Here is a 26,481-nt window from a genome sequence, read left to right on the forward strand (position 1 = left end):
CCGCGACGCCGCACGACGACCGGATCGGCCCTTCACCCGCCATCGACCCCACCAGAGGCTCGTGCCCGCCCCACATGGCACCCGATCGGCCCCACATCCGCCAGCGCCCCACCACAGCCCCCGCCCACACCAGACGACGACCGATCGGCCACCCATCCCCCATCTCCCCCACCACAGGCCCCGCCCACGCCACACGACAACCGATAGGCCCTCACCCGCCGCCCTCGCCGCCCCACACGACGACCGGCTCGGCCTTACTCGCCATCGCCCCCCACCACAAGCCCCCACCACCCCGCACGACCACCAAGCCGTTGTCCACCACCCGCGACGACCGGACCGGCCTTCACCGCGGCATCGACTCCACCAGCACACTCCCCGCCGTCCTGGCCACCACATACGACTCGCCCTTCACGCACTTCCCGTCCAGGGGGATGCGGTGGTGGCCCGGTTCGAGGAGGCCGTCGAAGAGTTCGTGGGTGTGGGTGCGGGAGAGGCGGTCCAGGCGGTACGCGGTGAGCTGGACCCGGCAGGTCGAGGTGACCTCGATGCCCGCCTCGCCATCCGCGGTGACCAGGCGGGTGAGGCGGCGCAGCGCCACCGGGCTGCGGTCGAGGGCGTGTTCGATCTGGGCGACGAGCAGCGGGACGATCGGGGCGAGTCCGTCGACGTACGCCACCTCGACCCCGGCGCGTTCGAAGGCCCGGCGCACGGCCGCGCGCTCCTCCTCGCCGACCCCGCGGCCGAAGGCGACGGCGCCGTAGCCGCGCAGCTCCTCGGCGGGGACGCGGTCGGCGTCGCGGGTGATGTCGGCGCCGATGCCGATGGTGCGCAGGGCGGCGGCGAGCTTGGCGAGCAGGGCGACGCGGGCGCCGATCAGCAGGACGCGGCGGCTGCCGGGGCCCTCGGCGTCCAGCAGGGAGTTCAGCGCCGTGCGGTACTCGTCGCCGTGGAAGCGGAACGGGCCGATGCCCTGGTAGCCGTTCAACTCCAGGTCGAACTGTTCGTCCGTCTGCCAGGCGAAGTCCCGCCACACGTAGTCGTCGTCGGCGCGCTCGATGACCGCGGTGACCGCGCCGCACGCGAGGTCCGCGCACTCGGGGCAGCCGTAGATGACGTATCGCCCGCCGGGCAGCGGCGCGTCGGCCTCCAGTAACAGGCTGCGCACCTGGGCGGTGAAGATGGCGGGCGGGACGTCGGAGGCGAGCGGGGAGACGGCGTCCAGGTCCGAGAGCTGGAACAGCAGCGGGCGCCCGTCGACGATGAAGTCCACGAAGTCCCGGTGTACCTGGTAGCCACCGTCTGCGAGAACTCCACCGGCCCGCATCGCGGGTGCCAGGCCGAAGGTCGCGTACGCGGCAGACATACGGTGAGTATCCCCACCATTACGCCGCTCTGATCGCGGCATGACACATTCCGCTACCGTCCCCGCATGAACAGTGACACGGAAGACGATGTGATCGTCGTCGGCGGGGGTGTCATCGGGCTGACGACGGCCGTGGTGCTGGCCGAGCGCGGGCGGCGGGTACGGGTGTGGACGCGCGACCCGGTCGAGCGCACCACCTCGGCCGTGGCGGGCGCGCTGTGGTGGCCGTACCGCATCGAGCCGCCCGAGGCGGCGCGCAGATGGGCGCTGCGCTCGCTGGACGTCTACGAGGAGCTGGCCGAGCGGCCCGAGGTGACCGGCGTACGCCTGGTCGAGGGAGTCATGGGCGAGACCGACCTGGACGAGACGGACTCCTGGGCGGCGGGCCGGCTGAAGGGGCTGCGGCCGGCGACGCCCGAGGAGTACGCCGGGTCGGTGGGGCTGTGGGCGCGGCTGCCGCTGGTCGACATGTCGACTCATCTGCCGTGGCTGCGGGAGCGGTTGGCTGCCGCGGGCGGAGTGGTGGAGGAGCGTACGGTGTCGGCGCTCGCGGAGGCGGACGCGCCGGTGGTGGTCAACTGCACGGGGCTGGGCGCGCGGAAGCTGGTGCCGGACGCGTCGGTGCGCCCTGTGCGCGGGCAGTTGGTCGTGGTGGAGAACCCCGGGATCCGTACCTGGGTCGTCTCCAAGGACGCCTCCGGTGAGATGGCGTATGTCTTCCCGCATCCGGGGCGGCTGGTGCTGGGCGGCACCTCGGAGGAGGACGAGTGGTCGCTCGCGCCGAATCCGGCGGTGGCCGAGACGATCGTACGACGGTGCGCGGCGCTGCGGCCGGAGATCGCCGGGGCGCGGGTGCTGGACCACCGGGTGGGGTTGCGGCCGGTGCGGGACGCGGTGCGGCTGGAGCGCGAACTGCTGCCGGACGGGCGGGCGCTGGTGCACAACTACGGTCACGGGGGTGCGGGCGTGACCGTGGCGTGGGGGTGTGCGGAGGAAGCGGCCGGGCTGTGCGGTCCGGCCGCCTCCGGGTGAGTCAGTTGGTGTTGCGAGGGCCGGGCACGCGCTGAGCGGCGCGCGGTGCGTCGACTCCGTCGAGCTTTTCGTACGGCGCCGGGGTCACCGCCGTCGCGGTGCCCGCCGTGGCCAGGGCGAACGCTGCCGTGCCGCCGACCAGCGGGACGCGGGCGAAGGTGCGAGACAGGTCCAGGGTGAGCGTGGGAGTGTCGGCCGGAGGGTCGATGAGGTCCTTGTCGGTGCCCGCGATGATCAGGGCCAGCCGGTGGCCCGCCGGGACGACGTGGTCGGTCGCGGCCACGTCGAGGGTGATGGTGTACCGCTTGCCCGGGGTGAGCGGGCGGCCCGTCAGGTCGGAGGCGTGGTTGCCGAGGTCGGCCCAGCCGCGGCTGACGATGGTGTGCTCGACGTCGGTCGTCTTGGCACTGGTCTCCTTGAAGCAGGCGCTGTCGCCGGTGGTGGACGGGCCCCAGCAGGTGCGGTCGGGGAGGGTGGTGATGCCCTCGGCGGCGTCGGCGTAGTCGCGGATGGTGGCGGGGCCGAGGTCCACGAGGACGGCCGAGAGATGGGCCGTGCGAGTGGTGGGGGTCGCGGTGACGGTGACCTCGGTGGAGCCGGACAGGCGCAGGTCGCGGGTGAGCGGCTTGGTCACGAAGCCCGCCTTGTCGGAGGTGGGCTGGTCGATGTGCGCGGCCCAGTCGGTCTCGCTGTGCCGCGGGTCGTCGGTGAAGGTCTCGGTGCCCTTGCCCCTGCGCAGGCCGAGGGTGCCGAGACCCGCCTCGGTGCCCTTGGCGGGGCGCAGGGTGGTTGTGTCGGTTCCGCGCGGGGGCCAGATCTTGGAGGTGACCCACTGGTCGGGGTGGCGCTCGATGTCGGCCATCGGCTCGCGGTCGATGCCGTTGTCGTAGCCGAGGAGTTCGTGGTCGAACCAGCGGTGCAGGGTCTCCACCCACTCCGCACGCCGGAAGTCGAAGGGGTCGACATGGCCTGTCTGGGACAGCCAGATCTTGCGCTCGACGCCGTTCCTCGCGAGGGCGTCCCACCACTGGCCGACATGCTTCATACGGACGTTGAGGTCCTGCATGCCGTGGATCAGGAAGACGCTCGCCTTCACCTTGCGCGCGTCCTTCACGTAGTCGCGCTCGGTCCACAGCGGCGTCCAGTCGCCGGTGCGCGGGGCGCCGTCGGCGAGTCGCTGCTGGACGGCGGCGCACTTGGCGCGGGCGTCGGGGCTGTTGACGTAGTTCGACAGCCAGTCGGGGCCGGAGTCGTACAGCGGGGCGCCCTGCTGGAAGTAGTAGTCGTACCAGGAGGAGATGGCACTGATCGGCACGATCGTCTCCAGGCCCTCGACGCCGGTGGCCGCGACGCCGTTGGCGATGGTGCCGTCCCAGCTCTTGCCGATCATCCCGGTCCTGCCGTTGGTCCAGGTGGCCTTGGCGCGGGTCGCGCCGGTGCGGGTGGTGTAGGCCTTGGCGCGGCCGTTCAGCCAGTCGACGACGGCCTTCGCCGAGTGGACGTCGGAGCGGCCGCCGACGTCGACGCAGCCGTCGGAGCGGTTGGTACCGGAGAGGTCGACGCCGACGAAGGCGTAGCCGCGCGGTACGAAGTAGTTGTCGTAGAACAGCGGCATCTGGACGACGTCGCCGTTCGCGTCGTACGTCTTCTTCTGGCTCTCGTTGCCGCGCCCGCAGCATGAGTAGTAGGGGCTGGCGTCCATGATGACGGGGATCTTCCGGCCACGCTGGGCGGCTTCGCGCGGGCGGACGATGTCGACGGCGACACGGTCCGTCCGGCCGTCGCCGTCGCCGTCGAGGCCGGTGTCCACCCAGACGGCCTCGCGGACGGCGTTCTCGTACGAGTAGACGGGTTGGCTCGTGCGAGGCGCGGTGTGCGCCGTGGCGGGGGTGAGCAGGGTGGCCGTCAGGGCGGCGATGGCCGCCGTCGCGAGCGGTCTCCAGGTCGTGAAGCGCATGCGTAGAGGCATGCGCCGGACGGTACCGTCCGCAACTCAAGTGCAGAAGGGGACGACTGAGGGACCCTCATGGCCTATGGCTGGTGGCTGGAAAGCGACGTTGCGGCGTCCGGGTGTATGACGGCCGAATGGTGATCTCGTGACAGCGGTTGTTGTGGACAGGGCTGTTGCGCTGGGCATGAATGGGCTCCGAACGGTCCTCCCGCCCCTACGACTTGGAGCTTCAGTGCACCGCAGACTCACCACGCCGGGCGCACTCGCTGCGGCCTCCCTTCTGCTGGCGATCCCGGCATCGGCCGCGAGCCACTCCCCCGGCGCTCCGGGCATCGGCGACCCCTACTACCCGGCGTACGGCAACGGCGGATACGACGTCTCCCACTACGACCTCAGGCTGAAGTACCAGCCCGCGAACGACCGGCTGGAGGGTACGGCGACCCTGCTGGCCCGGACCACGCAGGATCTGTCCCGGTTCAACCTGGACTTCCTGCTGGATGTGAGCGAGGTGCGGGTCAACGGCGCGAAGGCGCGGTTCGCGACCTCGGGCCAGCACGAACTGCAGGTCACACCGAGCAAACCGCTGGCCAAGGGAACGTCCGTCACCGTCGTGGTGCGCTACAGCGGGGTGCCGTCGTCGGAGCAGGCGTACGGCTTCACCAGCTGGCTGCGTACGCCGGACGGCGGGGTCGCGGCCGGTGAGCCCGAGTCGGCGTGGTGGTGGTTCCCGAGCAACGACCACCCCCTGGACAAGGCCACCTACGACATCTCGGTGCAGGTGCCGGACGGCACGCAGGCCATCTCCAACGGCACGCTTCAATCGACGAGTTCACGGGCCGGGTGGACCCGCTACAGCTGGCGGTCCAACAAGCCGCAGGCCACCTACCTCGCCACGCTCGCGGTCGGCAAGTTCGACGTCACGACCGCGACGACGGACAGCGGCATTCCGGTCATCAACGCCTACAGCAAGGACCTGGGCGACATCGCCGGCGCGGCACGGGCCAGCGTCGAGCGGACCGGTGAGATCGCCGACTGGCTGACCGACTACTTCGGGCCGTATCCCTACAACGCCCTCGGCGGATACGTGCCGAACACCACCACCGGCTACGCGTTGGAGACGCAGACCCGCCCGTTCTACAGCCCCCGGCAGTTCGCAAACGGGTCGAACACGTCGGTCGTCGTGCACGAGCTGGCCCACCAGTGGTACGGCGACCTGGTGTCGGTGTCCCAGTGGAAGGACATCTGGGTCAACGAGGGCTTCGCCCGGTACGCGCAGTGGCTGTGGTCCGAGTACGAGGGCGAGGGGACGGCGCAGGAGATCGCCGACTACGTGTACGCGTCACGCCCGGCGGACGATCCGTTCTGGACGGTCCGTCCCGGTGACCCGGGGCCGGAGAACCAGTTCCACCTGGCCGTGTACGACCGGGGTGCGCTGGCCCTGCAGGCGCTGCGCAACGCGATCGGCGACGAGGACTTCTTCGCCGTCCTGAAGGGCTGGCCGCGGAAGTACGCCCACGGCAACGCCTCGGTCGCCGACTTCAGGAAGTACGCGGAGCGGGTGTCCGGGAAGCGGCTGACCGCGCTGTTCGACACCTGGCTGTTCCAGCCGTCGAAGCCGGGGGCGCCGGCGGCGCGGGAGGCTTCGATCTCGGCCCGTGCGCTGGGGACGAAGGGGGCGCCGGAGCAGCCGAAGTCGTGGAAGAAGATCGCGGCGACCAATGGCGTGCACGACCATGAGCACGGGCACGCCGAGTAACGCGAGTGTGCGGCCCGGGGCGAATCGGTGATTTTCCCCGGGTCCGCGCCGTACGGAGACTTATCCTTCCACTCCGGTCGCCGAATGGGGTGCGCCCACCGGTTTGGATTCCGGCGAGCCGCGCTGCCGAAGGTAGACGGAGAGAATGGCCATCGAGGCCACCGCGAGGAATTCGGACTGCCAGTTCTGCAAGGTCCGGCTCCAGAAATCGGCAGATCCCACATAGGCGCCCCAGCTGATGGGCGCCTGGAGTTGTCTGAGTTGTTGCTCGTTGTACGCGGAGACTCCGGCGGTCGCCTGGACCAGCCACGACAAGACGAATATCGTGCCCATCACCAGCCCGAGCGAGCGGGAAAAGACCGCTTGTCGCATCCCTCCGGCACCCGCCCAGCGCGGCGAATCCTCCCGGGCGTGGCGTCCCACTCGCTGCTCCTTGTCAGATTCCTTACCGGCCTTGTGCATTTCCTTTGATTCGGGTGAGCCCCGTTGCAGCAGCCAGACGGTCACGGTGATGTAGAGGAAGAACTGCAGATACTCCGACTGCCAGTTCTCTGTCACGTCCACCGCGAAGTCGGACGACATGAGATAGTCGCCGAGGCCGATCTGTGCCAGCCCGTCCGCGGCCTGCTGATTGTTGAACTCCGTGTGACCGGCGATCGCGTGTCCGGCGAGAGCCAGCAGGAACGCGATGCCGAAGCTCAGGGTCAGGCCGTTCTCGCGCACGAATCGGCGCATGCCCCGCTCCTTCCCGTCAGCGGTACGTCAGGCCGAGGAACCCGAAGTAGAGCAGGCTGCCGAAGACGACCACAAGACAGACCGTGAACATGACCCGCATCCGTCCTCAGCCTCCTTTGATCGTGCACTGATAGGGCAGGCCCCCCGACCGGGGAGTGCACCCAGCGGCGACAACTTTCCAGCCGTCCCGGAACTGCGACAGGAACAGCGTGTCCGATTCCAGTACGACCCGAGCCTGTCTCCCGTAGACATCCACTTTCCGGACCGCGCCGCCGAAGGGGATGTCCTGAGCGGCGATCGCCTCGGCGCAGCTCGTTTTCTCGGATTCCGCCAATTCGCTGCGGGTTTCCGGTGCGAGTGCAGCGCAGAGGCCCTTGAAATCGGCGGAACTCAGCAGTCGCTCGAATTCGGTCGCCGCGGCAGAGGCGTCCACGCTGCGTTCCCCGGCGCTGCCACAGCCGCCGAGGGCCAGTCCCAGCAGGGACGCGAGGATCAGCGTTCCGGTTCGGCGCACTGTTCTCACGCTGCCTCTGTACATGGGGCGGGCACTCGCGCCCCATCATGCACAGTCGTGTACCCCTGTCGCGGCGGAATACGCGGGAGGGCGGCTGCCCTCACCTGCATTTCAGTGGTCCATCTCGGCGGCGCGCTCAAGGAGGCGGTCCCGGCCAATGGCCGCCGTCTCGGTGGACGGCACCGTGCATGCGTGGGCGCCGGCCACCGCGCCGTACAGGGCGCATCGGCGGGGCGGTGCGCCGTCCAGGTGGCCGAAGAGGAAGGCCGCGGCGAAGGCGTCGCCCGCGCCGTTGGAGTCCACCACCGGGGCGGGGGGTGGAACCGCCGGGACGTGGGTCAGGTCGCCGTCGGTGAGGAGGTACGCGCCTTCGGCGCCGGCCGTGGCGACGACCAGCCGCGCGCGGCCGTGTTCGACGATGCGGCGCATGGTGCGTTCGGGGTCGGTGAGGGCGGCGGCGGAGAGGAAGACGATGTCCGCGGCGAGGGCGAAGGGCTCGTGGTAGGGGTTCTCGCCGTCCCAGTCGTGCAGGTCGGTGGAGAGGGGCACGCCGGTCTCGTGGAGCACGGGCAGGGCGTGGGCGCAGGGGTGGGTGATGGAGACGTGGACGTGGCGGCTCGACTCCGCCAGTGCCCGGACCGTCGCCTCGGGCAGCCGGTCGTCGGCGTGCGAGCGGCTCGTGTCGTAGAGGGAGAGGCGCCGGCCGTCGGGGCCGACGAGGTTGACCGCACGCTTGGTACCGGCGGGCTGCGGGATGGCGGTGAGGGCGACGCCCTTCTCGCGGTGCAGGGCCCGGACCAGTTCGCCCTCGGGGTCGTCGCCGAGCAGGTCGAGGTGGTGGGTGCGCAGACCCAGGGCGCTGAGGCCGAGGGCGACGAAGTCGCCGGTCTGGCCCGCGCGGGTGCGGATCCCGGAGTCGATCATGTAGCTGTCGGCGTACGGAAGCGGCAGCTCCGGCACGTACACGATGGTGTCCACGCCCGCGCCGCCCAGTACGAGGACGTCCGTGTCGGTGCTCACCTTCCGCCCTCCCCGTGGTCGTAGACCGTCACGGCGATGCCCCGCCGCACCAGCCGCTCAATGATGAGCGGTTCCACGCTGGACCACTTGCCACCGGCCAGGCCGCAGCCTATCCGCGGCATGTGGACCGAGGCGTTCAGTTCGGCCGCCTTGTCGGCGAGGCGGCCGAGGGCGGTGTCGATCGCCTCGTAGCGCACGGGGACGCCCTTGCTGCCCATGGGGGTCCCCCCACGCGAGCGAAGCCGAGCGTGGGGGAGGATGCCGCGCTGGCCGATCATGTTGGCCACCCACACGTAAGGCTCGACCTGGACGAACTGGGCCGCGCCCAGCCCGAAGTCGTTCGACGCGCGGTCGCGGTGCCAGGCGCGGTAGGCCGCCTCCGGCTCCGGCCAGCGGCGCGATATGGCCAGGACGAAGCCCTTGCCCCAGCCGCCGCTGTCGTTGCAGACATGGGCGATCAGCTTGACGCCCTTCACCGACGGCACGGTGGCGTCACCCCGGACATAAATGATCTCCGACACGACGCCACCGTAGGCGATGCCACTGACAGTGGCCGTGACCTGCTACTTCGTGAGCTTCGTCAGCTCCTGGTCCACCGTCTGGGAGACCCGGCGGCGGATGCCGAACCAGCCCGCGACGAGGGCGAGGGCGATGAGCGGGATGAGCAGCAGGGTCTTGCGGCCGACGTCGGGGTCGTTCCACATCATGCCGAGGCAGGCCAGCAGGAAGGTGATCGTGGCGATCTCCGTGACCGGGCTGCCGGGGAGGCGGAAGTGCGGCCGCTGCACCAGGCCGGCCTTGGCGCGGCGGACGAAGATCAGGTGGCAGACCATGATGATCACCCAGGTGCTGATGATGCCGAGCGAGGCGACGTTCAGCACGATCTCGAAGGCCTGGGCCGGCACGAGGAAGTTCAGGCCGACGCCGAGCACACACACCGCGCAGGTCAGCAGGATGCCGCCGTAGGGCACCTGGCTGCGGTTCATGCGGGCGGTGAACTTCGGGGCCGAGCCCGCCATCGCCATGGAGCGCAGGATGCGGCCCGTGGAGTACAGGCCCGAGTTCAGGGACGACATCGCCGCGGTCAGGACGACCAGGTTCATCACGTCGCCCGCCGCCGGGACGCCGATCTTCGACAGGACCGTGACAAAGGGGCTCTCGTCGGCCGAGTAGACCGAGCCGGGGAGCAGCAGGGCCAGGAGGACGACCGAGCCGACGTAGAACAGGCCGACGCGCCACATGATCGAGTTCACCGCGCGCGGGACGACCTTCTCCGGCTCGGCGGTCTCGCCCGCGGCGACACCGACCAGCTCCAGGGCGGCGTACGCGAAGATCACGCCCTGCATGACGAGGACGACCGGCATCAGGCCGTGCGGGAAGACGCCGCCGTTGTCCGTGATCACGCTCATGCCGGGGGTCTGGCCGCCCACCTCGTGCTGGGTGGCCAGCAGGAAGATGCCGACGAACATGAAGCCGATCAGCGTGGCGACCTTGATGATCGCGAACCAGAACTCCATCTCGCCGAAGATCTTCACCGAGATCAGGTTCACCGCCAGTACGACGGCCAACGCGATCAGGGCCAGCACCCACTGCGGGATGTCGGTGAACATGCTCCAGTAGTGCGTGTAGAGCGCGATCGCGGTGATGTCGGCGATACCGGTCGTCGACCAGTTCAGGAAGTACATCCAGCCGGCGACGTATGCGCCCTTCTCGCCGAGGAACTCGCGCGCGTACGACACGAAGGACCCGGACGACGGCCGGTACAGGACCAGCTCGCCCAGGGCCCGGACGACGAAGAAGGCGAAGACGCCACAGACGAGGTAGGCGATCGCGAGCGCCGGGCCCGCGTTGTGCAGGCGGCCACCGGCGCCCAGGAAGAGGCCGGTGCCGATGGCGCCGCCGATGGCGATCATGTTGACGTGGCGGGCCTTGAGGTCCTTGCTGTAGCCGGCGTCGCCCGCGTCCGCGGGCGTCGTGGTCGCCCCGTTCCCGGCGGTGACCTTGGCCGTGTCCACGGCGTCCTTGCTCACGGGTGGTACCACTCTCTGGTGCGCCCGAACGTCGTGCGCTCGGGTGTCCGTACGTGACTCGGTCCGGCACCCCGCTCGTGACGTGGCACAGACCAAGGCAGCACTTTCCCACATGAATCGGCCCACAGACGGTGGCCCATGTCACAGAGCGTTGCTTCTCACACCGTCACCGCACGGCCATCCCACGATCATCTTCGGTTCATCACAGGGTGCCCACGAGGTTTCACAGCACTGGTGAGACAGCGATACTGCTGCGCATGACGACCGACACCGAGGAGCCGACCCTCACGATCGACGAGCTGGCCGCCCGGGCCGGTGTCACGGTGCGCACGGTCCGCTTCTACGGCACCAAGGGTCTGCTGCCGCCGCCGGTGATCGGTCCGCGGCGCGTGGGGCACTACGGACGGGAGCATCTGGCCCGGCTTGAGCTCATCGAGGAGCTGCAGCGGCAGGGCATGACGCTGGCGGCCATCGAACGCTATCTGCGGCAGCTGCCGCCGGATCTCAGCGCGCACGACCTGGCGATCCACCGGGCGGTGGTGGCCTCCTGGGCGCCGGACACGGTGGAGACGGTGACGCGTGCGGAGCTGGAACGGCGGGCGGGGCGGCCCCTGACCGACGGTGAGGTCGAGCGACTGGCCGCGATGGACGTGGTACGGCCCGGGAGCGGCGCGTACGACGTCGACCTGGGTCTGCTGCGGCTCGGTGTCCGGCTGCTGGACGTGCCGCTCTCCCAGGAGGCGATCCTGGCGGCGCGCAAGGTCCTCATCGAACACTCGCGCGCCGCGGCTCACGAACTCGCCCAGCTCTTCCGCGGCGAGGTGTCGGAGCGTGGGCCGCGGGATGTGAAGTCCCTGTCGGCCCACATGCACCCCCTGGTGGTGCAGGCGCTCCTGACGACGTTCCAGCGGTCGCTGAAGGAGGAGCTGGGCGAATGGCTCACGGAGTCAGGAACGGGCTGAGTCGCTGAACCGCTCGCCCTTCTCCGCCTTCTCCACCAGCAGTGCGGGCGGGGTGAAGCGGTCCCCGTAGCGCTCGGCGAGTTCCCGCGCGCGGGCCACGAAGCCGGGCAGGCCGCCCTCGTAGCCGTTGATGTACTGCAGGACACCGCCGGTCCAGCCGGGGAAGCCGATGCCGAAGATGGAGCCGATGTTGGCGTCGGCGACGGAGGTCAGCACGCCTTCCTCCAGGAGACGGACGGTGTCCAGCGCCTCGGAGAAGAGCATCCGCTCCTGCATGTCCTTGAACGGGATCTCGGCGCCCGCGCGCGTGAAGTGCTCGCGCAGTCCCGGCCACAGCCCGGTCCGCTTGCCGTCGTCCCCGTAGTCGTAGAAGCCCGCGCCGCCGCTGCGGCCGGTGCGGCCGAACTCGTCGACCATGCGGTCGATGACGGCCTCCGCCGGATGCGGGGTCCAGGTGCCGCCCGACTCCTCGACGGCCCCCTTCGTTTCGTTGCGAATCTTCCGCGGGAGGGTGAGCGTCAGCTCGTCCATCAGGGAGAGCACCTTGGCCGGGTAGCCCGCCTGGGCCGCCGCCTGCTCCACGGACGCGGGCTCGATGCCCTCGCCGACCATCGCCACGCCCTCGTTGATGAAGTGGCCGATCACCCGTGAGGTGAAGAAGCCGCGCGAGTCGTTCACGACGATCGGCGTCTTGTTGATCTGCCGGACCAGGTCGAAGGCGCGGGCGAGGGCCTCGTCGCCGGTCCGCTCACCCTTGATGATCTCGACCAGCGGCATCTTGTCGACCGGTGAGAAGAAGTGCAGTCCGATGAAGTCGGCCTGGCGCTGCACGCCCTCGGCGAGGGCGGTGATGGGGAGCGTGGAGGTGTTGGAGCACAGCAGCGCGTCCGGCGCCACGACCTGCTCGATCTCCTGGAACACCTTGTGCTTGAGCGCGGTGTCCTCGAAGACGGCCTCGATGACCGCGTCGCAGCCCGCGAGGTCCTGGACCTCGGCGGTGGGGGTGATGCGGGCCAGCAGCGCGTCGGCCTTCTCCCGCGTCGTACGGCCCTTTGCGACGGCCTTGGCGCACAGCTTCTCGGAGTAGCCCTTGCCCTTGACGGCGGCCTCCAGGGACACGTCCTTCAGGACGACCTCGATACCGGCGCGGGCGCACGAGTAGGCGATACCGGCGCCCATCATCCCGGCGCCCAGGACGGCCACCCGGCGGACCTGGCGGGGCTCGATGCCCTTGGGGCGGTTGGCGCCGGAGTTGACGGCCTGGAGGTCGAAGAAGAACGCCTGGATCATGTTCTTCGAGGTCTGGCCCGCGGCCAGCTCCACGAAGTAGCGGGCCTCGATGACCTGGGCGTTCTCGAAGTCGACCTGGGAGCCCTCGACGGCGGCCGCGAGGATGTTGCGCGGCGCCGGGTAGGGGGCGCCGTTCGTCTGCTTGCGCAGGTTGGCGGGGAAGGCGGGCAGGTTGGCCGCGAACTTCGGGTTGGCGGGGGTGCCGCCGGGGATCTTGTAGCCCGGCCGGTCCCAGGGCTGCTGCGACTCCGGGTTGGCGTCGATGAAGGCGCGGGCCTTGGCGAGCATCTCCTCCGGGGTCGACGCCACTTCGTGGATCAGGCCGTTCTCCAGTGCGCGCTGAGGGCTGTACTGGGTGCCCTGGAGGAGCACCTTCAGGAGGGCGTCGGCGATGCCCAGCAGGCGTACCGTGCGGACCACGCCGCCGCCTCCGGGAAGCAGGCCGAGGGAGACCTCGGGGCAGCCGATCTTGGAGCCGGGCGCGTCGAGGGCGACGCGGTGGTGGCAGGCCAGGGCGATCTCGTAACCGCCGCCCAGGGCCGCGCCGTTCATCGCGGCGACGACCGGCTTGCCCAGGGTCTCGATGCGGCGCAGGTCGCGCTTGATCGCCAGGCCGCCGTCGAACAGCTCCTGCGCGGTCTCTGGGGTGACCCGGATCAGGTCGCGCAGGTCGCCGCCGGCGAAGAAGGTCTTCTTGGCGGAGGTGAAGATGATGCCGCGGATGGAGTCCTTCTCGGCCTCCAGCCGGTCGGTGATCGCGGCGAGGGAGTTCCGGAACGCCTGGTTCATGGTGTTCGCGGACTGGCCCGGGTCGTCGAGGACGAGGGTGACGACGCCGGTCTCGTCCTGCTCCCAGCGGATGGTGGTGCTCTCGGTCATTGCTTCTCCGTATCGGGATCTGGGACGGGCCGGTCAGACGCGCTCGACGATGGTGGCGATGCCCATGCCGCCGCCGACGCACAGCGTGGCGAGGCCGAACCGCTTGTCCTGGCGCTCCAGTTCGTCGACGAGGGTGCCGAGGATCATCGCGCCGGTGGCGCCGAGGGGGTGGCCGAGGGCGATGGCGCCGCCGTTGACGTTGACCTTGTCCAGGGACAGGCCCATGTCCTTCACGAAGCGCAGGACGACGGCGGCGAAGGCCTCGTTGATCTCGACGAGGTCGATGTCGTCGATGGTGAGCCCGGCCTTGGCGAGCGCCTTGCGGGTGGCGGGGGCGGGGCCGGTGAGCATGATGGTGGGCTCGGAGCCGGAGACCGCGACGGACACGATCCGCGCGCGCGGGGTCAGGCCGTGCCGCTCGCCGATCTCCTTGGAGCCGATCGCGACGAGGGCGGCGCCGTCGACGATGCCGGAGGAGTTGCCCGCGTGGTGGACGTGGTCGATCTTCTCCACCCAGTGGTACTTCTGCAGCGCCACGGCGTCGAAGCCGCCGAGGTCGCCGATGTCCGCGAACGACGGCTTCAGCTTGGCGAGCGAGTCGGCGGTGGTGCCGGGGCGCAGGTGCTCGTCGTGGTCGAGGACGACCAGGCCACTGCGGTCCTTCACCGGCACGACCGAGCGTTCGAAGCGGCCCTCCTTCCAGGCCGTCGCCGCCCGCTCCTGCGACAGCGCCGCGTACTCGTCGACGTCACGGCGGGAGAAGCCCTCGATGGTGGCGATCAGGTCGGCGCCGATGCCCTGCGGGACGAAGTTGACCGCGAGGTTGGTCATCGGGTCGTTGAACCAGGCGCCGCCGTCCGAGGCCATCGGCACCCGGGACATCGACTCGACGCCGCCCGCGAGGACGAGGTCCTCCCAGCCCGAACGGACCTTCATGGCCGCCATGTTGACGGCCTCCAGGCCGGACGCACAGAAGCGGTTCTCCTGCACGCCCGCCACCGTGTCCGGCAGTCCGGCGGCGACGGCGGCGATCCGGGCGATGTCGGAGCCCTGGTCGCCGACGGGGCCGACGACGCCGAGCACGATGTCGTCGATGGCGGCGGGGTCGAGGCTCGGGAACCGGGTGCGGAGCTCGTGGATGAGCCCGACGACCAGGTCGATGGGCTTGGTGCCGTGCAGGGCGCCGTTCGCCTTGCCCCGTCCGCGCGGGGTGCGGATCGCGTCGTACACATACGCTTCGGTGGTCACTGGAGGGCCTTTCGGTGAGGGGCTTGCAAGGAGGCTGGGGACGTCACGGGCTCGCCTCCGTCAGGCCCGGTACGTCCCAGTCGCGGGCCACGTCCGCGGTGTCGGCGCCGGGCCTGGCCGGGCCGGTACGGACGGCGGTCGGGGTGGCGGAGAAGCGGGGTGCGGGGGCGGGTTGGGTGATGCCGCCGTGGTCGGTGAAGGTGCCGCGCGCGGCGAGGTGCGGGTGGTGCGGGGCCTCGCGCAGCGACAGTACGGGCGCCACGCAGGCGTCGGTGCCCTCGAAGACGGCCGTCCACTCGTCCCTGGTACGGGTCTTGAAGCGGGCGGCGACGGTCTCGCGCAGTTCGCCCCAGCGGGTGACGTCCTTGCGGGCCGGGGCCTGGTCGGCGATGCCGAGCAGCGTGACGAACTCGTCGTAGAACTGCTGCTCCAGCGCGCCAACGGCCATGTACTGGCCGTCGGCCGTCTCGTAGGTGCCGTAGAACGGGCAGCCGCCGTCGAGGAGGTTGGCGCCGCGCCGGTCCTGCCAGCCGCCGGCGGCGAGCATGCCGTGGATCATCGCGGCGAGGTGGGTGGCGCCGTCGACGATGGCGGCGTCGACGACCTGGCCGGTGCCCGTGGCGCGGGCGTGGTGCAGGGCGGCGAGGACGCCGACAACGAGATACAAGGAGCCGCCCGCGTAGTCGCCGACCAGGTTGGCGGGGACGGCGGGGGCCTCGTCGGGGCGGCCGATCATGCCGAGGGTGCCGGTCGGCGCGATGTAGGCGATGTCGTGGCCGGCGCGGTGGGCGAGGGGGCCTTCCTGACCCCAGCCGGTCATCCGGCCGTAGACGAGCCGGGGGTTGCGGGCATGGCAGGCGTCGGGGCCGACGCCGAGGCGCTCGGCGACGCCGGGGCGGTAGCCCTCGATCAGGATGTCGGCGCGGGCCGCGAGGTCCAGGACGCGGGCGGGGCCGTCGGGGGACTTCAGGTCGACGATCACCGAGCGTTTGTTGCGGTTGGTGATGTCGTAGTCGGGGTCGATCGCGAGGCCGGTGCCGCCGGGGCGGTCCACGCGGACGACGTCGGCGCCGAGGTCGGCGAGGAGCATGGCGGCGAACGGGCCGGGGCCGATACCGGCCAGCTCGACCACGCGGACGCCGGTGAGCGGGCCGCGCGGTGGCGGCGTCTTTGCCGTGGTCATCCAGCCCCCTGTCGCTGTGACACAAACGATGTAACACCGGTGATGGTAAGAACGTGTTTCAGTGGGCACAAGGCCTGAACGAGCAAGCGCTTAGACATCACTTTGGCATTCAGGGTGCCAGGCGATCGGCGGCACCACCACGCCGGTGCGGCGTCAGCGTCCGTCCAGCTCCGCTATCAGGCGCTTGGGGGCGATGACGCGGTAGCTCTCCTCCACCCAGTCGCACAGGAGTTCCGCCGTCGGGGCGTCCTTCGGTTCCATCGGGATGCTCACCCAGCCGGATCTGCCCAGGCCGTAGCCGGCGGGCTCGGCGCCGGGGGCGGTCAGGGCGTGGGCGTGGGTGGTGTCGTCCTTGAGCTTGACGGTGATGCCCAGCGGGTAGCTGCCGTCGTCGACGCCGAGGAACACGAACACCTTCTTGTTGACCTTGGCGACGGACTCGCCCCAGGGGAACTCCTCGACGGCGCCGGGCAGCCCGAGCGCGAACTCGCGCACTTTCTCCCACTTCTTCAGGGCGTTCCTGGGCACGGTCACCGTCCACCTCCGGGCTCGTCGTCGGGCTCAGCACACCTCACGCTAGCCTCAGCCACCGACAGCGGCGCGGGCTGCGGGAGCGAGGGGTGTCATGAGCAAGCCGACCAGGGCGGACCGTCCGTACGACATCGTGCTCTTCGGAGCCACGGGCTTCGTCGGGACGCTCACGGCCGAGTACCTCGCCGCGCACGCCCCGAAGAACCTGCGCTGGGCCGTCGCCGGCCGGAGCGAACTGGAGCTGGCGCGGCTGCGCGAGCGGCTGCGGGAGCTGTCGCCAGAGGGCGCGGAGATCGGGGTGCTGCGGGCCGACGTGACCGAACCGGCCTCGCTGCGCCGACTCGCCGAGCACGCGCGCGTGGTGGCCACGACGGTGGGCCCCTATGTGACGTACGGCGAGGAACTCGTGGCCGCCTGCGCGGACCTGGGCACGGACTATCTCGACCTGTCGGGTGAGCCCGAGTTCGTCGACCTGATGTACGTCCGGCATGACGCACGCGCGCGGGAGACCGGCGCGCGGCTGGTGCACGCCTGCGGATTCGACTCCGTGCCGCACGACCTGGGCGTGTACTACACCGTCCAGCAGCTGCCGGAGGGCGTGCCGCTGACGGTGGACGGGTTCGTGACCGCCCACGCGACCTTCTCGGGCGGGACGTTCGCCTCCGCGCTGAACCAGTTCGCGCGGCCCTGGCAGATGGCGGCCGCCGCGCGCGAGCGGCACCGGCACGAGCCGCGGCTGGTGGGGCGGCGGGCGACGACTCCGAACGGGGCGCCGCGGTTCGTCCCCGAGGTGCGTGCCTGGGCGCTGCCGCTGCCGACCATCGACCCGCAGATCGTGCGCCGCTCGGCGAAGGCGCTCGATCGGTACGGTCCCGACTTTCGCTACCGGCACTACGCCGCCGTACGACGGCTGCCGGTCGCGGTGGGCGGGGTCGCGGCGCTCGGCGCGATCACGGCGGCCGCCCAACTGCCGCCCGCCCGACGCTGGTTGTCCGGCCGGCTCAAGCCCGGTCAGGGGCCGAGCGCCGAGAGGCGGGCGAAGAGCTGGTTCTCCGTGCGCTTCGTGGGCGAGGGCGGCGGCCGGAAGGTGTTCACCGAGGTCGCGGGCGGCGACCCCGGGTACGGCGAGACGGCGAAGATGTTCGCCGAGGGGGCGCTGTCCCTGGCCTTCGACGACCTCCCGCCGACCGCCGGACAGGTCACCACGGCGGTGGCGATGGGCGACGCGCTGCTGGAACGGCTGCGCGCGGCGGGGATCACGTTCCGGGTGGCGGCGAGCAGGTAGTTCCGGGTCTTGCTGCATCGGCGCGGCGGCACGCCGGTGGTGGCCAGGTCTTGCCGTCCCGCTACATCGACCACTCCGCCAGCGTGTAGATCATCCCGCCGATCCAGCCGAGACCGGCCAGCACGGCCAGGACCAGCGCCAGCGTCACGGCGCGCTCGACGGGCCGGGTCGGGTGGGCGAGGGGCTTGGGGGCACGGTGCGTCGTCATGCGGCCCACCCTGCCGATCATGACGGCGCACCGGCATCCGTACGCGTACTCATCCGCGTACTCAGAAGGCCCCGGCGGTATCCCTCGACTCAGCCGGCGGTGGCCTCCCGCAGGGCGCGGCGGCACAGGGCGTCGGCGCGGCGGGTCGACTCCGGCAGGCGGTAGCGCGGGCTGAGGCGCAGTACATGGGCGCAGGCCGTGTCCAGGTCGACGCGGTGTCCGACGGACACGTAGACCGGCTTGATGCCCTCCTGGGTGCGCAGGGCGCGGCCGACCTCCTCGTCGCCCGCCAGCAGCGGCGTCGAGGACCCGCGCGCGGGTGCCGGGTCGGTGTGGGTGAAGGTGAACGGGTTCTTGGCGACGCCGATCGTGGGCAGGCCGGTGAGCACGCCGAGGTGGCTGGCGAGCCCGAAGCGGCGCGGATGGGCGAGGCCGTAGCCGTCGCAGACCACCAGGCCGGGCGGGACGGGCAGGGCGTCGAGGGCGGCCAGGACGGTGGGGATCTCCCGGAAGGCGAGCAGGCCGGGCACGTACGGGAAGGAGATTCGCCCGACGGCGGTGGCCTCGGCGACGACGTCGAGGGTGGCCGCGTCCAGTACGACGGCGGCGGCCGCCACCACGTCCCGCTCGTCGTCGTAGGCGACGTCGACGCCGGTGACGTGGCCAGTGCCGGGCGGCGGACCCGGCTCGTCCAGCACCACCCTGCGGCGCAACTCGTCCTGGACGGCGCGGGCCTCTTCCTCCGTGGTGGGCCAGCCTTCGGGGATGCGTACGGTCGTCGTCATGGTGATGACGAGGGTACGGCTCCGGGCGGCCCGTCGGCCGGGCCGCCCGGGATCAGTTCACTTACCGAGTGCCCGCTGCAGCTGCTGCTTGTTCATGTCCGAACGGCCGTGGATGTTGCGCCGCTTGGCCTCCTCGTACAGCTGGTCGTAGGTGGGGCCCTGGGATCCCTTGCCGGACCGCTGGCCGCCGCGCTTGCCGGACGACATGTCCTGGGTGGACGTGCGGCTCGCGGTCTTGGACTCGCCGGAGCGGGCGCGTTCCTTGTTCACCGTGCGCGCCGCGATCTCCTTGGCGCGACCCGTGCTCTCGCCCCGCTCCTGAGCACTCTTCTTGATGTGCTCATATTGGCGTTCTCGTTTGGGGCTCGAACCGCTTGGCATGTCCGCTCACTTCCTCTCACGTTGGGTGAACGAGTACCCCCATCGTGGGTGAATACGGCAATCCGGGCGCGGTCAGCTCTCCAGACGGGCGACGCGGCCCTCCCCGTAGGCAGGTCACGGTGACGGAGGTCACCCCGCGCGTGTGCACGGACGCGCCGATTCCGTCGTCTCACCCAGTGCCCGGCCTCATCACCGGGAGTCCGTCCGGCCGTCACAAGGGAGCAAGGCGATGTCCACCGTCATCGAGCAGCCAGTCGAGGCGCGCCTCGTCGCCGCCGCGCCGCGGATGCCGAGCATCCCCGCGACGCTGAGCTACGACCTGACCGATCCGTTCGCGATCCGTATGACCTTCCCGGCGCAGGCCACCCTGGAGGGCGAGGAGGTCTGCTGGACCTTCTCCCGCGAACTGCTGGCGGCCGGTCTGCGCGGCCCCGAGGGCCACGGCGACGTGCGCGTGCGGCCGTACGGCTACGACCGGACGGTGCTGGAGTTCCACGCCCCCGAGGGCACCGCCGTCGTGCATGTCCGCTCGGGTGAGTTGCGGCAGTTCCTGCAGGCGACGCGCGTGCTGGTGCCCGAGGGCCTGGAGCACGCCTACCTCGACCTGGACCACGACCTGGCCGAGCTGATGCGGGACGCGTGCTGACCCGCTCGTTAATCCGTTGACAGGTACCGGCGCCCCTCGTACGGTGTACAGCGGTCCTGTTGCCGCCGATTGGAGAAGGACGTTGCTCGTCTGAGGTCCTGAGACACCGCGTCACACCCGTCCGGTGTGCACGCCGCGTGCGACCTCGGCGTTCGAGCCGTCCTTGCGGAGCAGGGCTTTTCTCGTTCTCCCCCGCCCCTGGGCCCCACGGCCCGCCGGTGGTCGCCGCCTTGTCGGTGTCTCGACACGCGTTGCCCCTGACCGCATCACGCAACCGCGAGGCCCCTATGCATACTTCGATCACCTGTACGTCCCTCTCCTTCGCCTGGCCCGACGGCACCTCCGTCTTCGACGGCCTCGACGCCTCCTTCGGCCCCGGCCGGACCGGGCTCGTCGGCGTCAACGGGTCGGGGAAGTCGACCCTGCTGAAACTGATCGCCGGGGACCTCACGCCGGTCGACGGCACCGTCCGCGTCGCGGGCGAGGTGGGCTATCTCCCGCAGAACGTCACCCTGGACACCGCCCTGCGCGTCGACGAGGCCCTCGGCATCGCCGACCAGCGGGCCGCGCTGCACGCCATCGAGGCCGGGGACGTGGCCGAGGAGCACTTCGAGACCGTCGGCGACGACTGGGACGTCGAGGAGCGCGCCCTGGCCACCCTCGGCGAGCTCGGCCTCGGCCATGTCGAGCTGGACCGCACCATCGGCGAGGTGTCCGGCGGCGAGTCCGTCCTGCTGCGACTGGCCGCGCTGCTGCTGCGCCGGCCGGATGTGCTGCTGCTGGACGAGCCCACCAACAACCTCGACCTGTACGCGCGCAAGCGGCTGTACGCGGCCGTCGCGGCCTGGCCGGGCGTCATGGTGGTGGTCAGCCACGACCGCGAACTGCTCGAACTGGTCGACCAGATCGCCGATCTGCGCTCCGGCGAGATCACCTGGTACGGCGGGAACTTCTCGGCGTACGAGGAGGCACTGGAGGTCGAGCAGGAGGCGGCCGAGCGGATGGTGCGCGTGGCCGAGGCCGATCTGAAGAAGCAGAAGCGCGAACTCGTCGAAGCGCATACGAAGTTGGCCAAGCGGACGCGCTACGCCAACAAGATGTACGAGATCAAGCGCGAGCCCAGGGCCGTGATGAAGCTCAGGAAACGCGCCGCCCAGGTCTCCGCGGGCAAGCACCGCATCATGCACGAGGAGAAGCTCGCCGAGGCCAGGGAACGGCTCGACGAGGCGGTGGAGGCGGTGCGGGACGACGACGAGATCCGCGTCGACCTGCCGTACACGGCCGTGCCGCAGGGCCGCACCGTGCTCACCCTGCGGGACTTGCAGCTGGCGTACGGCGCCCACGTCGAGGGCGGTTTCGACCTGTACGGTCCGGAGCGGATCGCGCTGGTCGGGCGCAACGGCGCGGGCAAGACGACGCTGCTGCGCACCATCGCCGGGGAGCTTCAGCCGGTCGCGGGCGAGGCCGAGGCACATGTGCCGCTCCGCTTCCTGCCGCAGCGCCTGGACGTCCTCGACGGCGGGCTGACGGTCGCGGAGAACGTGGCCCGGTTCGCGCCGGACGCCACCAACAACCGGATCCGGGCGCAGCTGGCCCGCTTCCTGTTCCGGGGCGCCCGGGCCGACCAGCAGGCGGCCACGCTGTCCGGCGGCGAACGCTTCCGGGCGACACTGGCCGCACTGATGCTGGCGGAACCGGCGCCGCAACTGCTGATGCTGGACGAGCCGACGAACAACCTGGACATGGCGAGCGTACGGCAGCTCACCACGGCCCTGGAGTCGTACGAGGGGGCACTGATCGTGGCCAGCCACGACCTGCCGTTCCTGGAGTCGATCGGGATCACGCGGTGGCTGCTGCTGGACAGAGAACTGAAGGAAATCACGCCAGAAGCTGTCGGGTATCCCGCCTAGCTTCGGGCGCATGAGCGAGTTCATCACCCTGACCGGAGCCCGCGAGAACAACCTGAAGGACGTCACCCTCCGCATCCCGAAAGGCCGGCTGACCGTGTTCACCGGCGTTTCGGGATCGGGGAAGTCGTCCGTCGTCTTCGACACGATCGCGGTCGAGTCGCAGCGCCAGCTGAACGAGACCTTCACCTGGTTCGTGCGCAACCGGCTGCCCAAGTACGAGCGGCCGCACGCCGACTCGTTGGAGGACCTCACGCCCGCGATCGTCGTCGACCAGCGGCCGATCGGGGGCCATTCCCGGTCCACGGTCGGCACCATGACGGACGTCTACTCGGTGATCCGTGTGCTGTTCTCCCGGCACGGCACCCCCAGCGCCGGCCCGGCGACGGCGTACTCGTTCAACGATCCGTCGGGCATGTGCCCCGGCTGTGACGGACTGGGCCGCACGGTCCAGCCGGACTGGGACCGCATTCTCGACCCGGCCAGGTCGCTGGCGGACGGTGCGGTCCGCTTCCCGCCGTTCACGGCCGGGACCTGGCAGGGGCAGGCGTACACCAGCAGCGACGAGTTGGACCCGCACAAGCCGGTGGGTGAGTTCACCGCGGCCGAGCGGGAGTTCCTGATGCGCGGGCGGCCCGGCAGCAAGGTCACCGTCAACGGCTCCGGCGGCACCTGGACGACGGAGTACGAGGGGCTTGCCGACCGTTTCGAGCGGCTGTATCTGAAGCGGGATCTGTCGGCGCTGAGCCAGAAGACGCGCGATCTGGTCCGGGAGTACCTCGTGGAGGGGACCTGCCCGAGGTGCGGGGGCGCCCGGCTGAACGCGGCCGCGCTCGCGACCCGGATCCGCGGCCTGTCGATCGCCGACTGCGCCCGGATGCAGGTCACGGACCTCATCGCCGTACTGAAGGACATCGACGACCCGGTCGCGGGACCGATCGCCGGGGCCGCCGTCGCCGCGCTGGAACGCATCGAGGCGATCGGCCTCGGCTATCTCAGCCTCGACCGCGAGACGTCGACGCTGTCCGGCGGCGAGGGGCAGCGGCTGAAGACCGTGCGCCACTTGGGCTCCAGCCTGACCGGGATGACGTACATCTTCGACGAGCCCAGCGTCGGACTGCACCCGCGGGACGTCGGGCGGCTGGGCGATCTGCTGCTGCGGCTGCGGGACAAGGGGAACACCGTGCTGGTCGTCGAGCACGACCCCGACGTCATCGCGCTGGCCGACCATGTCGTCGACATGGGGCCGGGCGCGGGCGCGCACGGCGGACGCGTGGTGTTCGAGGGGACGCCGGGCGAGCTGGAGGCCTCGGGCACGCTGACGGGGCGGTCCCTGGGGCGTCGTACGGCGGTCAAGGCTTCCACCCGGGCGGCGACCGGCGGGCTGTGGGTGAAGGGCGCCGACCGGCACAACCTGCGGGAGGTGACCGTGCAGTTCCCGACCGGGGTGCTGACCGCCGTCACCGGGGTCGCCGGGTCCGGGAAGAGCACGCTGGTCGCCGAGTTCACGGCCGCCCACCCGGAGGCCGTGGTCGTGGACCAGTCGTCCATCGGCATCTCGGCTCGGTCGACCCCGGCGACGTATCTCGGCGTGATGGACGCCGTACGGCGGATCTTCGCGCGCGAGACGGGTGTCGAGCCGGGGCTGTTCAGTTTCAACTCTGCGGGTGCCTGCGGGACGTGTGAGGGGCGCGGGCTCCTCCACACCGACCTGGCCTTCATGGATCCGGTGACGACGACGTGCCAGGACTGCGAGGGGCGGCGGTTCCGGGAGGAGGTGCTGCGGCTGACGGTCGGCGGCCACTCGATCGCCGACGTGCTGGAGATGACGGCCGACCAGGCGCTGGGGTTCCTCACGGATTCGGGGGTACGGCGCCGGCTGCGCGCCCTGCAGGATGTCGGGCTCACCTACCTCACCCTGGGGCAGCCGCTGTCCACGCTCTCGGGCGGGGAGCGGCAGCGGATCAAGCTGGCGACGCGGCTGCACCGTACCGGCACGGTGTACGTCCTCGATGAGCCGACCACCGGACTGCACATGTCGGACGTCGATGGGCTGCTTGCGCTGCTGGATCGGTTGGTGGACGCCGGGAACACGGTGGTGGTCGTGGAGCACAACCTGGACGTGGTGGCGCACGCCGACTGGGTGATCGACCTGGGCCCCGGTGGGGGACGGGACGGCGGACGGGTGATCTTCGAGGGGAAGCCGGGTGACCTGCTGGGCTTCGAAAGGTCCTGGACGGGGAAGCACTTGCGGAGGGTGACCGGGGTCGGCGGGTGATCGACCCGTTCGGGCTGACGGGGCTGCCGTCTCCGACAATGTCCCTGCATGATGTCGGCCGGCCCCGACCCGTTCCGGCCACACCACCCGGGTAACCGGACCAGCAAGAACGCCCCATCCGATACGGAGACCGCACGTGCCCAGCAAGAAGGCCCTCATCCGTCGCCCCGGCCCGCGCCTCGCCGAAGGTCTGGTGACGCACATCCAGCGGGAGAAGGCCGATGTCGAGCTCGCGGTCCGGCAGTGGGAGGCGTACGCGGAGGCGCTGCGCACGCACGGCTGGGAGACCATCGAGGTCGATCCGGCCGACGACTGCCCGGACTCCGTGTTCGTCGAGGACACCGTGGTCATGTACAAGAACGTTGCCCTGATAGCGCGCTCGGGCGCCGAGTCCCGGCGGGACGAGGCCGCGGGCGTCGAGGAGGTCGTCGCCCGTCTGGGCTGCTCGGTGAACTGGATCTGGGAGCCGGGCACGCTGGACGGCGGTGACGTGCTGAAGATCGGCGACACGATCTACGTCGGCCGCGGCGGCCGCACCAACGCCGCCGGCGTCCAGCAGCTGCGGGCCGCGTTCGAGCCGCTGGGGGCGCGCGTGGTCGCCGTACCCGTCAGCAAGGTGCTGCATCTGAAGTCCGCGGTCACGGCGCTGCCGGACGGGACCGTGATCGGGCACATCCCGCTGATGGACACGCCGTCCCTGTTCGGGCGTTTCCTGCACGTGCCGGAGGCGTCCGGCTCGCATGTGGTGCTGCTCGGTGGAGACAAGCTGCTCATGGCGGCCAGCGCCCCGAAGACCGCCGAGCTGTTCACCGACCTGGGCTACACGCCGGTCATCGTGGACATCAGCGAGTTCGAGAAGCTGGAAGGCTGTGTGACATGTCTCTCGGTACGGCTGCGGGAGCTGTACGCCTGATCGGTGCCGCCACGGCAGTTCCGGTCCCGGGACCTGGGAGTCCCGGGGCTTTGCCGCACACCCGTGCGGCCGTGGGAAGAGGGCCTGAACAGCGGTCTTTACAGCGCTCTTAACCTACGGCTTCGTAACCTACGGATTCGTAGCCTACGATCCCGTAGGTTCCGGCGCCGCCCGCCGGCCCGACTCCCTTTGTTCCACGTCCCCCTGGAGTACCCGTGACGATCACCTCTCCGCACCTCGGCAGCCCCTCCGTCTGGACCGACGCCCGGCTGCTGTACGCCCTGGAGGAAGTGGTCGAGAAGGAACTCAACCGCCATCTGAAGGTCGCCAAGGACTGGATGCCGCACGAGTACGTGCCGTGGTCCGACGGCCGTAACTTCCCCGGCCTCTTCGAGGACGGCGAGGCCTGGGACAAGGAGCAGTCCAAGGTCACCGAGATCGGCCGGATCGCGCTGGTGGTGAATCTGCTGACCGAGGACAACCTCCCCAGCTACCACCACGAGATCGCCAGCCTGTTCGGCCGCGACGGCGCCTGGGGCACATGGGTGCACCGCTGGACCGCCGAGGAGGGCCGGCACGGCATCGTGATGCGGGACTATCTGCTGACCTCGCGCGCGGTGGACCCGGACAAGCTGGAGCAGTTCCGTATGGCGCACATGAGCGAGGGCTTCGAGTCGGACAACCGGCACTCGATGCTGCACTCGATCGCCTACGTCGCCTTCCAGGAGCTCGCGACCCGTATCTCGCACCGCAACACCGGTCACCAGTCGGGCGACCCCATCTGCGACCGCATGCTGGCCCGCATCGCGACCGACGAGAACCTGCACATGGTCTTCTACCGGAACCTGCTCAAGGCGGCCTTCGAGCTCGCGCCCGACCTGACGATGCAGGCGGTGCGGGACGTCGTCGTCAACTTCCGGATGCCCGGGCACGGCATCCCCGGCTTCGAGCGGGCGGCGGCGCAGATGGCCATCGGCGAGGTCTACAACCTGCGCATCCACCACGACGACGTACTCCAGCCCGTACTGCGCTTCTTGAAGGTCCTGGAGATCGACGGCCTCGGCCCCGAGGGCCTCAAGGCCCAGGAGGAGCTCGGCCTGTTCATGAACGGACTGGACACGGAGGCCGCGAAGTTCGACGAGAAGCTCGCGGCCCGCAAGGCCCGGATGGCGGCACGCGGGGCGGTGTGACCGAGGCCGGGCGGGGGCGGGAGGGCTGAGAGCGGGTACGCGAACCGGCGTATCCGCCCTGAGAAGGTCAGTAGGAGGTACGGCGCAGCTGGAGCCGTTCCTTCTCGGACAGGCCGCCCCAGACGCCGAAGCGTTCGTCGTTCGCCAGGGCGTAGTCGAGGCAGGCGGTGCGCATCTCGCACAGGCCGCAGATGCGCTTCGCCTCACGCACCGAGCTGCCCGGCTCGGGAAAGAAGAAGTCGGCCCCGGTCTGTGCGCACAGCGCCTGGGCCTGCCAGGCGGTGTCCGCGGGGGTGATGGTTTCGAAGTGCATGCCTCCGAGCGTGCCGAAGCGTGAAAAACGTTCGATCAACGTCCGCTCAACGCGCGGGTTCACGGCCTCCGGCCCGCCCGA

Annotated in this window: 24 protein-coding genes; 9 read left to right on the forward strand and 15 right to left on the reverse strand. The window is 70.5% G+C overall.

Annotated features, from left to right (window positions below):
• Positions 1 to 343: 343 nt before the first annotated feature.
• Entirely contained in the window at positions 344 to 1,363 is a 1,020-nt protein-coding gene (locus SSP24_RS03615) for an oxidoreductase (protein ID WP_141307269.1), read from the reverse strand.
• A 66-nt stretch (positions 1,364 to 1,429) separates the two neighbouring features.
• On the opposite strand from SSP24_RS03615, the gene SSP24_RS03620 reads away from it, so the two are divergent.
• Positions 1,430 to 2,395, forward strand: a complete 966-nt coding sequence (locus tag SSP24_RS03620) for an FAD-dependent oxidoreductase (protein ID WP_141307270.1) — start codon at positions 1,430 to 1,432, stop codon at positions 2,393 to 2,395.
• A gap of 1 nt (position 2,396) precedes the next feature.
• Here SSP24_RS03620 and SSP24_RS03625 read toward each other — a convergent pair whose 3' ends face one another.
• Positions 2,397 to 4,364 carry a Xaa-Pro dipeptidyl-peptidase gene (locus tag SSP24_RS03625; RefSeq protein WP_141307271.1) on the reverse strand — a complete coding sequence of 656 codons (1,968 nt, stop codon included), beginning with the start codon at positions 4,362 to 4,364 and terminating at the stop codon, positions 2,397 to 2,399.
• A 214-nt stretch (positions 4,365 to 4,578) separates the two neighbouring features.
• On the opposite strand from SSP24_RS03625, the gene SSP24_RS03630 reads away from it, so the two are divergent.
• Positions 4,579 to 6,102 (forward strand): M1 family metallopeptidase, encoded by a 1,524-nt coding sequence (locus SSP24_RS03630; RefSeq protein ID WP_174864580.1) that lies wholly within the window; start codon positions 4,579 to 4,581, stop codon positions 6,100 to 6,102.
• Between the two features lie 60 nt (positions 6,103 to 6,162).
• Here the strand turns inward: SSP24_RS03630 and SSP24_RS03635 are convergent, their stop codons facing one another.
• The 5 genes from SSP24_RS03635 to SSP24_RS03655 all read right to left on the reverse strand — a co-directional run bounded on the left by SSP24_RS03635 (position 6,163) and on the right by SSP24_RS03655 (position 10,401).
• Positions 6,163 to 6,837: a DUF6766 family protein gene (locus tag SSP24_RS03635; protein WP_141307273.1), complete on the reverse strand. Its 675-nt coding sequence runs from the start codon at positions 6,835 to 6,837 to the stop codon at positions 6,163 to 6,165.
• A 106-nt stretch (positions 6,838 to 6,943) separates the two neighbouring features.
• Positions 6,944 to 7,360, reverse strand: a complete 417-nt coding sequence (locus SSP24_RS03640) for a hypothetical protein (RefSeq protein ID WP_229864777.1) — start codon at positions 7,358 to 7,360, stop codon at positions 6,944 to 6,946.
• A 102-nt stretch (positions 7,361 to 7,462) separates the two neighbouring features.
• Positions 7,463 to 8,371 (reverse strand): PfkB family carbohydrate kinase, encoded by a 909-nt coding sequence (locus SSP24_RS03645; RefSeq protein ID WP_141307275.1) that lies wholly within the window; start codon positions 8,369 to 8,371, stop codon positions 7,463 to 7,465.
• Positions 8,368 to 8,892, reverse strand: coding sequence for a macro domain-containing protein (locus SSP24_RS03650; RefSeq protein ID WP_141307276.1), 525 nt, complete (start codon positions 8,890 to 8,892; stop codon positions 8,368 to 8,370). Before SSP24_RS03650 ends, SSP24_RS03645 begins: the two co-directional genes overlap by 4 nt.
• Positions 8,893 to 8,934: 42 nt before the next feature.
• Positions 8,935 to 10,401: an amino acid permease gene (locus tag SSP24_RS03655; RefSeq protein WP_141307277.1), complete on the reverse strand. Its 1,467-nt coding sequence runs from the start codon at positions 10,399 to 10,401 to the stop codon at positions 8,935 to 8,937.
• A 257-nt stretch (positions 10,402 to 10,658) separates the two neighbouring features.
• On the opposite strand from SSP24_RS03655, the gene SSP24_RS03660 reads away from it, so the two are divergent.
• Positions 10,659 to 11,363, forward strand: a complete 705-nt coding sequence (locus tag SSP24_RS03660; protein WP_174864581.1) for a MerR family transcriptional regulator — start codon at positions 10,659 to 10,661, stop codon at positions 11,361 to 11,363.
• Here the strand turns inward: SSP24_RS03660 and SSP24_RS03665 are convergent.
• From SSP24_RS03665 to SSP24_RS03680, 4 genes are all read right to left on the reverse strand, one after another.
• Positions 11,349 to 13,532, reverse strand: a complete 2,184-nt coding sequence (locus SSP24_RS03665; RefSeq protein ID WP_141307279.1) for a 3-hydroxyacyl-CoA dehydrogenase NAD-binding domain-containing protein — start codon at positions 13,530 to 13,532, stop codon at positions 11,349 to 11,351. The two genes, SSP24_RS03660 and SSP24_RS03665, sit on opposite strands and share 15 nt — an antisense overlap.
• 33 nt (positions 13,533 to 13,565) lie before the next feature.
• A complete protein-coding gene (locus tag SSP24_RS03670; RefSeq protein ID WP_141307280.1) occupies positions 13,566 to 14,780 on the reverse strand; it encodes an acetyl-CoA C-acetyltransferase in 1,215 nt (404 codons plus the stop codon).
• 43 nt (positions 14,781 to 14,823) lie between these two features.
• Positions 14,824 to 15,963: a CaiB/BaiF CoA transferase family protein gene (locus SSP24_RS03675; protein WP_141307281.1), complete on the reverse strand. Its 1,140-nt coding sequence runs from the start codon at positions 15,961 to 15,963 to the stop codon at positions 14,824 to 14,826.
• A 153-nt stretch (positions 15,964 to 16,116) separates the two neighbouring features.
• Positions 16,117 to 16,497, reverse strand: a complete 381-nt coding sequence (locus SSP24_RS03680) for an MmcQ/YjbR family DNA-binding protein (protein WP_141307282.1) — start codon at positions 16,495 to 16,497, stop codon at positions 16,117 to 16,119.
• A 91-nt stretch (positions 16,498 to 16,588) separates the two neighbouring features.
• On the opposite strand from SSP24_RS03680, the gene SSP24_RS03685 reads away from it, so the two are divergent.
• Positions 16,589 to 17,779, forward strand: coding sequence for a saccharopine dehydrogenase family protein (locus SSP24_RS03685; RefSeq protein ID WP_141307283.1), 1,191 nt, complete (start codon positions 16,589 to 16,591; stop codon positions 17,777 to 17,779).
• 61 nt (positions 17,780 to 17,840) lie between these two features.
• On the opposite strand, the gene mmpA is transcribed toward SSP24_RS03685, so the two are convergent.
• The 3 genes from mmpA to SSP24_RS03695 all read right to left on the reverse strand — a co-directional run bounded on the left by mmpA (position 17,841) and on the right by SSP24_RS03695 (position 19,153).
• Positions 17,841 to 17,987, reverse strand: coding sequence for a morphogenic membrane protein MmpA (gene mmpA / locus SSP24_RS42680; RefSeq protein ID WP_167529490.1), 147 nt, complete (start codon positions 17,985 to 17,987; stop codon positions 17,841 to 17,843).
• A gap of 89 nt (positions 17,988 to 18,076) precedes the next feature.
• Positions 18,077 to 18,772, reverse strand: a complete 696-nt coding sequence (locus SSP24_RS03690) for an endonuclease V (RefSeq protein WP_141307284.1) — start codon at positions 18,770 to 18,772, stop codon at positions 18,077 to 18,079.
• A 57-nt stretch (positions 18,773 to 18,829) separates the two neighbouring features.
• Complete coding sequence (locus SSP24_RS03695) at positions 18,830 to 19,153, reverse strand: plasmid stabilization protein (protein WP_141307285.1); 324 nt, start codon at positions 19,151 to 19,153, stop codon at positions 18,830 to 18,832.
• Between the two features lie 229 nt (positions 19,154 to 19,382).
• Here SSP24_RS03695 and ssgD point away from each other — a divergent pair, with 229 nt between their 5' ends.
• The 5 genes from ssgD (at position 19,383) to SSP24_RS03720 (ending at position 26,087) form a co-directional block, all read left to right on the forward strand.
• Positions 19,383 to 19,799 carry a spore wall synthesis regulator SsgD gene (gene ssgD, locus SSP24_RS03700; RefSeq protein ID WP_141307286.1) on the forward strand — a complete coding sequence of 139 codons (417 nt, stop codon included), beginning with the start codon at positions 19,383 to 19,385 and terminating at the stop codon, positions 19,797 to 19,799.
• A 287-nt stretch (positions 19,800 to 20,086) separates the two neighbouring features.
• The gene (locus tag SSP24_RS03705) at positions 20,087 to 21,709 is read left to right on the forward strand and encodes an ABC-F family ATP-binding cassette domain-containing protein (RefSeq protein ID WP_141307287.1); all 1,623 of its coding nucleotides are present in this window, start codon (positions 20,087 to 20,089) and stop codon (positions 21,707 to 21,709) included.
• Between the two features lie 10 nt (positions 21,710 to 21,719).
• On the forward strand, positions 21,720 to 23,984 hold the full coding sequence (locus SSP24_RS03710) for an ATP-binding cassette domain-containing protein (protein WP_141307288.1): 2,265 nt from the start codon (positions 21,720 to 21,722) through the stop codon (positions 23,982 to 23,984).
• 136 nt (positions 23,985 to 24,120) lie between these two features.
• Positions 24,121 to 24,897 carry a dimethylargininase gene (gene ddaH / locus SSP24_RS03715; RefSeq protein ID WP_141307289.1) on the forward strand — a complete coding sequence of 259 codons (777 nt, stop codon included), beginning with the start codon at positions 24,121 to 24,123 and terminating at the stop codon, positions 24,895 to 24,897.
• 215 nt (positions 24,898 to 25,112) lie between these two features.
• Positions 25,113 to 26,087: an acyl-ACP desaturase gene (locus SSP24_RS03720; RefSeq protein ID WP_141307290.1), complete on the forward strand. Its 975-nt coding sequence runs from the start codon at positions 25,113 to 25,115 to the stop codon at positions 26,085 to 26,087.
• A 67-nt stretch (positions 26,088 to 26,154) separates the two neighbouring features.
• On the opposite strand, the gene SSP24_RS03725 is transcribed toward SSP24_RS03720, so the two are convergent.
• The gene (locus SSP24_RS03725; protein ID WP_141307291.1) at positions 26,155 to 26,400 is read right to left on the reverse strand and encodes a WhiB family transcriptional regulator; all 246 of its coding nucleotides are present in this window, start codon (positions 26,398 to 26,400) and stop codon (positions 26,155 to 26,157) included.
• Positions 26,401 to 26,481: the final 81 nt, after the last annotated feature.

Origin of the sequence: Streptomyces spinoverrucosus (genome assembly GCF_006539505.1) — a bacterium.
GTDB classification, from domain to species: Bacteria; Actinomycetota; Actinomycetes; order Streptomycetales; family Streptomycetaceae; genus Streptomyces; species Streptomyces spinoverrucosus.

Excerpts from the sequence above, each read along its gene's own strand:
- SSP24_RS03615 (WP_141307269.1), bottom strand. The coding sequence starts at position 1,363 with ATGTCTGCCGCGTACGCGACCTTCGGCCTGGCACCCGCGATGCGGGCC.
- SSP24_RS03620 (WP_141307270.1), top strand. The coding sequence starts at position 1,430 with ATGAACAGTGACACGGAAGACGATGTGATCGTCGTCGGCGGGGGTGTC.
- SSP24_RS03625 (WP_141307271.1), bottom strand. The coding sequence starts at position 4,364 with ATGCCTCTACGCATGCGCTTCACGACCTGGAGACCGCTCGCGACGGCG.
- SSP24_RS03635 (WP_141307273.1), bottom strand. The coding sequence starts at position 6,837 with ATGCGCCGATTCGTGCGCGAGAACGGCCTGACCCTGAGCTTCGGCATC.
- SSP24_RS03660 (WP_174864581.1), top strand. The coding sequence starts at position 10,659 with ATGACGACCGACACCGAGGAGCCGACCCTCACGATCGACGAGCTGGCC.
- SSP24_RS03665 (WP_141307279.1), bottom strand. The coding sequence starts at position 13,532 with ATGACCGAGAGCACCACCATCCGCTGGGAGCAGGACGAGACCGGCGTC.
- SSP24_RS03675 (WP_141307281.1), bottom strand. The coding sequence starts at position 15,963 with ATGACCACGGCAAAGACGCCGCCACCGCGCGGCCCGCTCACCGGCGTC.
- SSP24_RS03685 (WP_141307283.1), top strand. The coding sequence starts at position 16,589 with ATGAGCAAGCCGACCAGGGCGGACCGTCCGTACGACATCGTGCTCTTC.
- mmpA (WP_167529490.1), bottom strand. The coding sequence starts at position 17,987 with ATGACGACGCACCGTGCCCCCAAGCCCCTCGCCCACCCGACCCGGCCC.
- SSP24_RS03690 (WP_141307284.1), bottom strand. The coding sequence starts at position 18,772 with ATGACGACGACCGTACGCATCCCCGAAGGCTGGCCCACCACGGAGGAA.
- SSP24_RS03695 (WP_141307285.1), bottom strand. The coding sequence starts at position 19,153 with ATGCCAAGCGGTTCGAGCCCCAAACGAGAACGCCAATATGAGCACATC.
- ssgD (WP_141307286.1), top strand. The coding sequence starts at position 19,383 with ATGTCCACCGTCATCGAGCAGCCAGTCGAGGCGCGCCTCGTCGCCGCC.
- SSP24_RS03705 (WP_141307287.1), top strand. The coding sequence starts at position 20,087 with ATGCATACTTCGATCACCTGTACGTCCCTCTCCTTCGCCTGGCCCGAC.
- SSP24_RS03710 (WP_141307288.1), top strand. The coding sequence starts at position 21,720 with ATGAGCGAGTTCATCACCCTGACCGGAGCCCGCGAGAACAACCTGAAG.
- SSP24_RS03725 (WP_141307291.1), bottom strand. The coding sequence starts at position 26,400 with ATGCACTTCGAAACCATCACCCCCGCGGACACCGCCTGGCAGGCCCAG.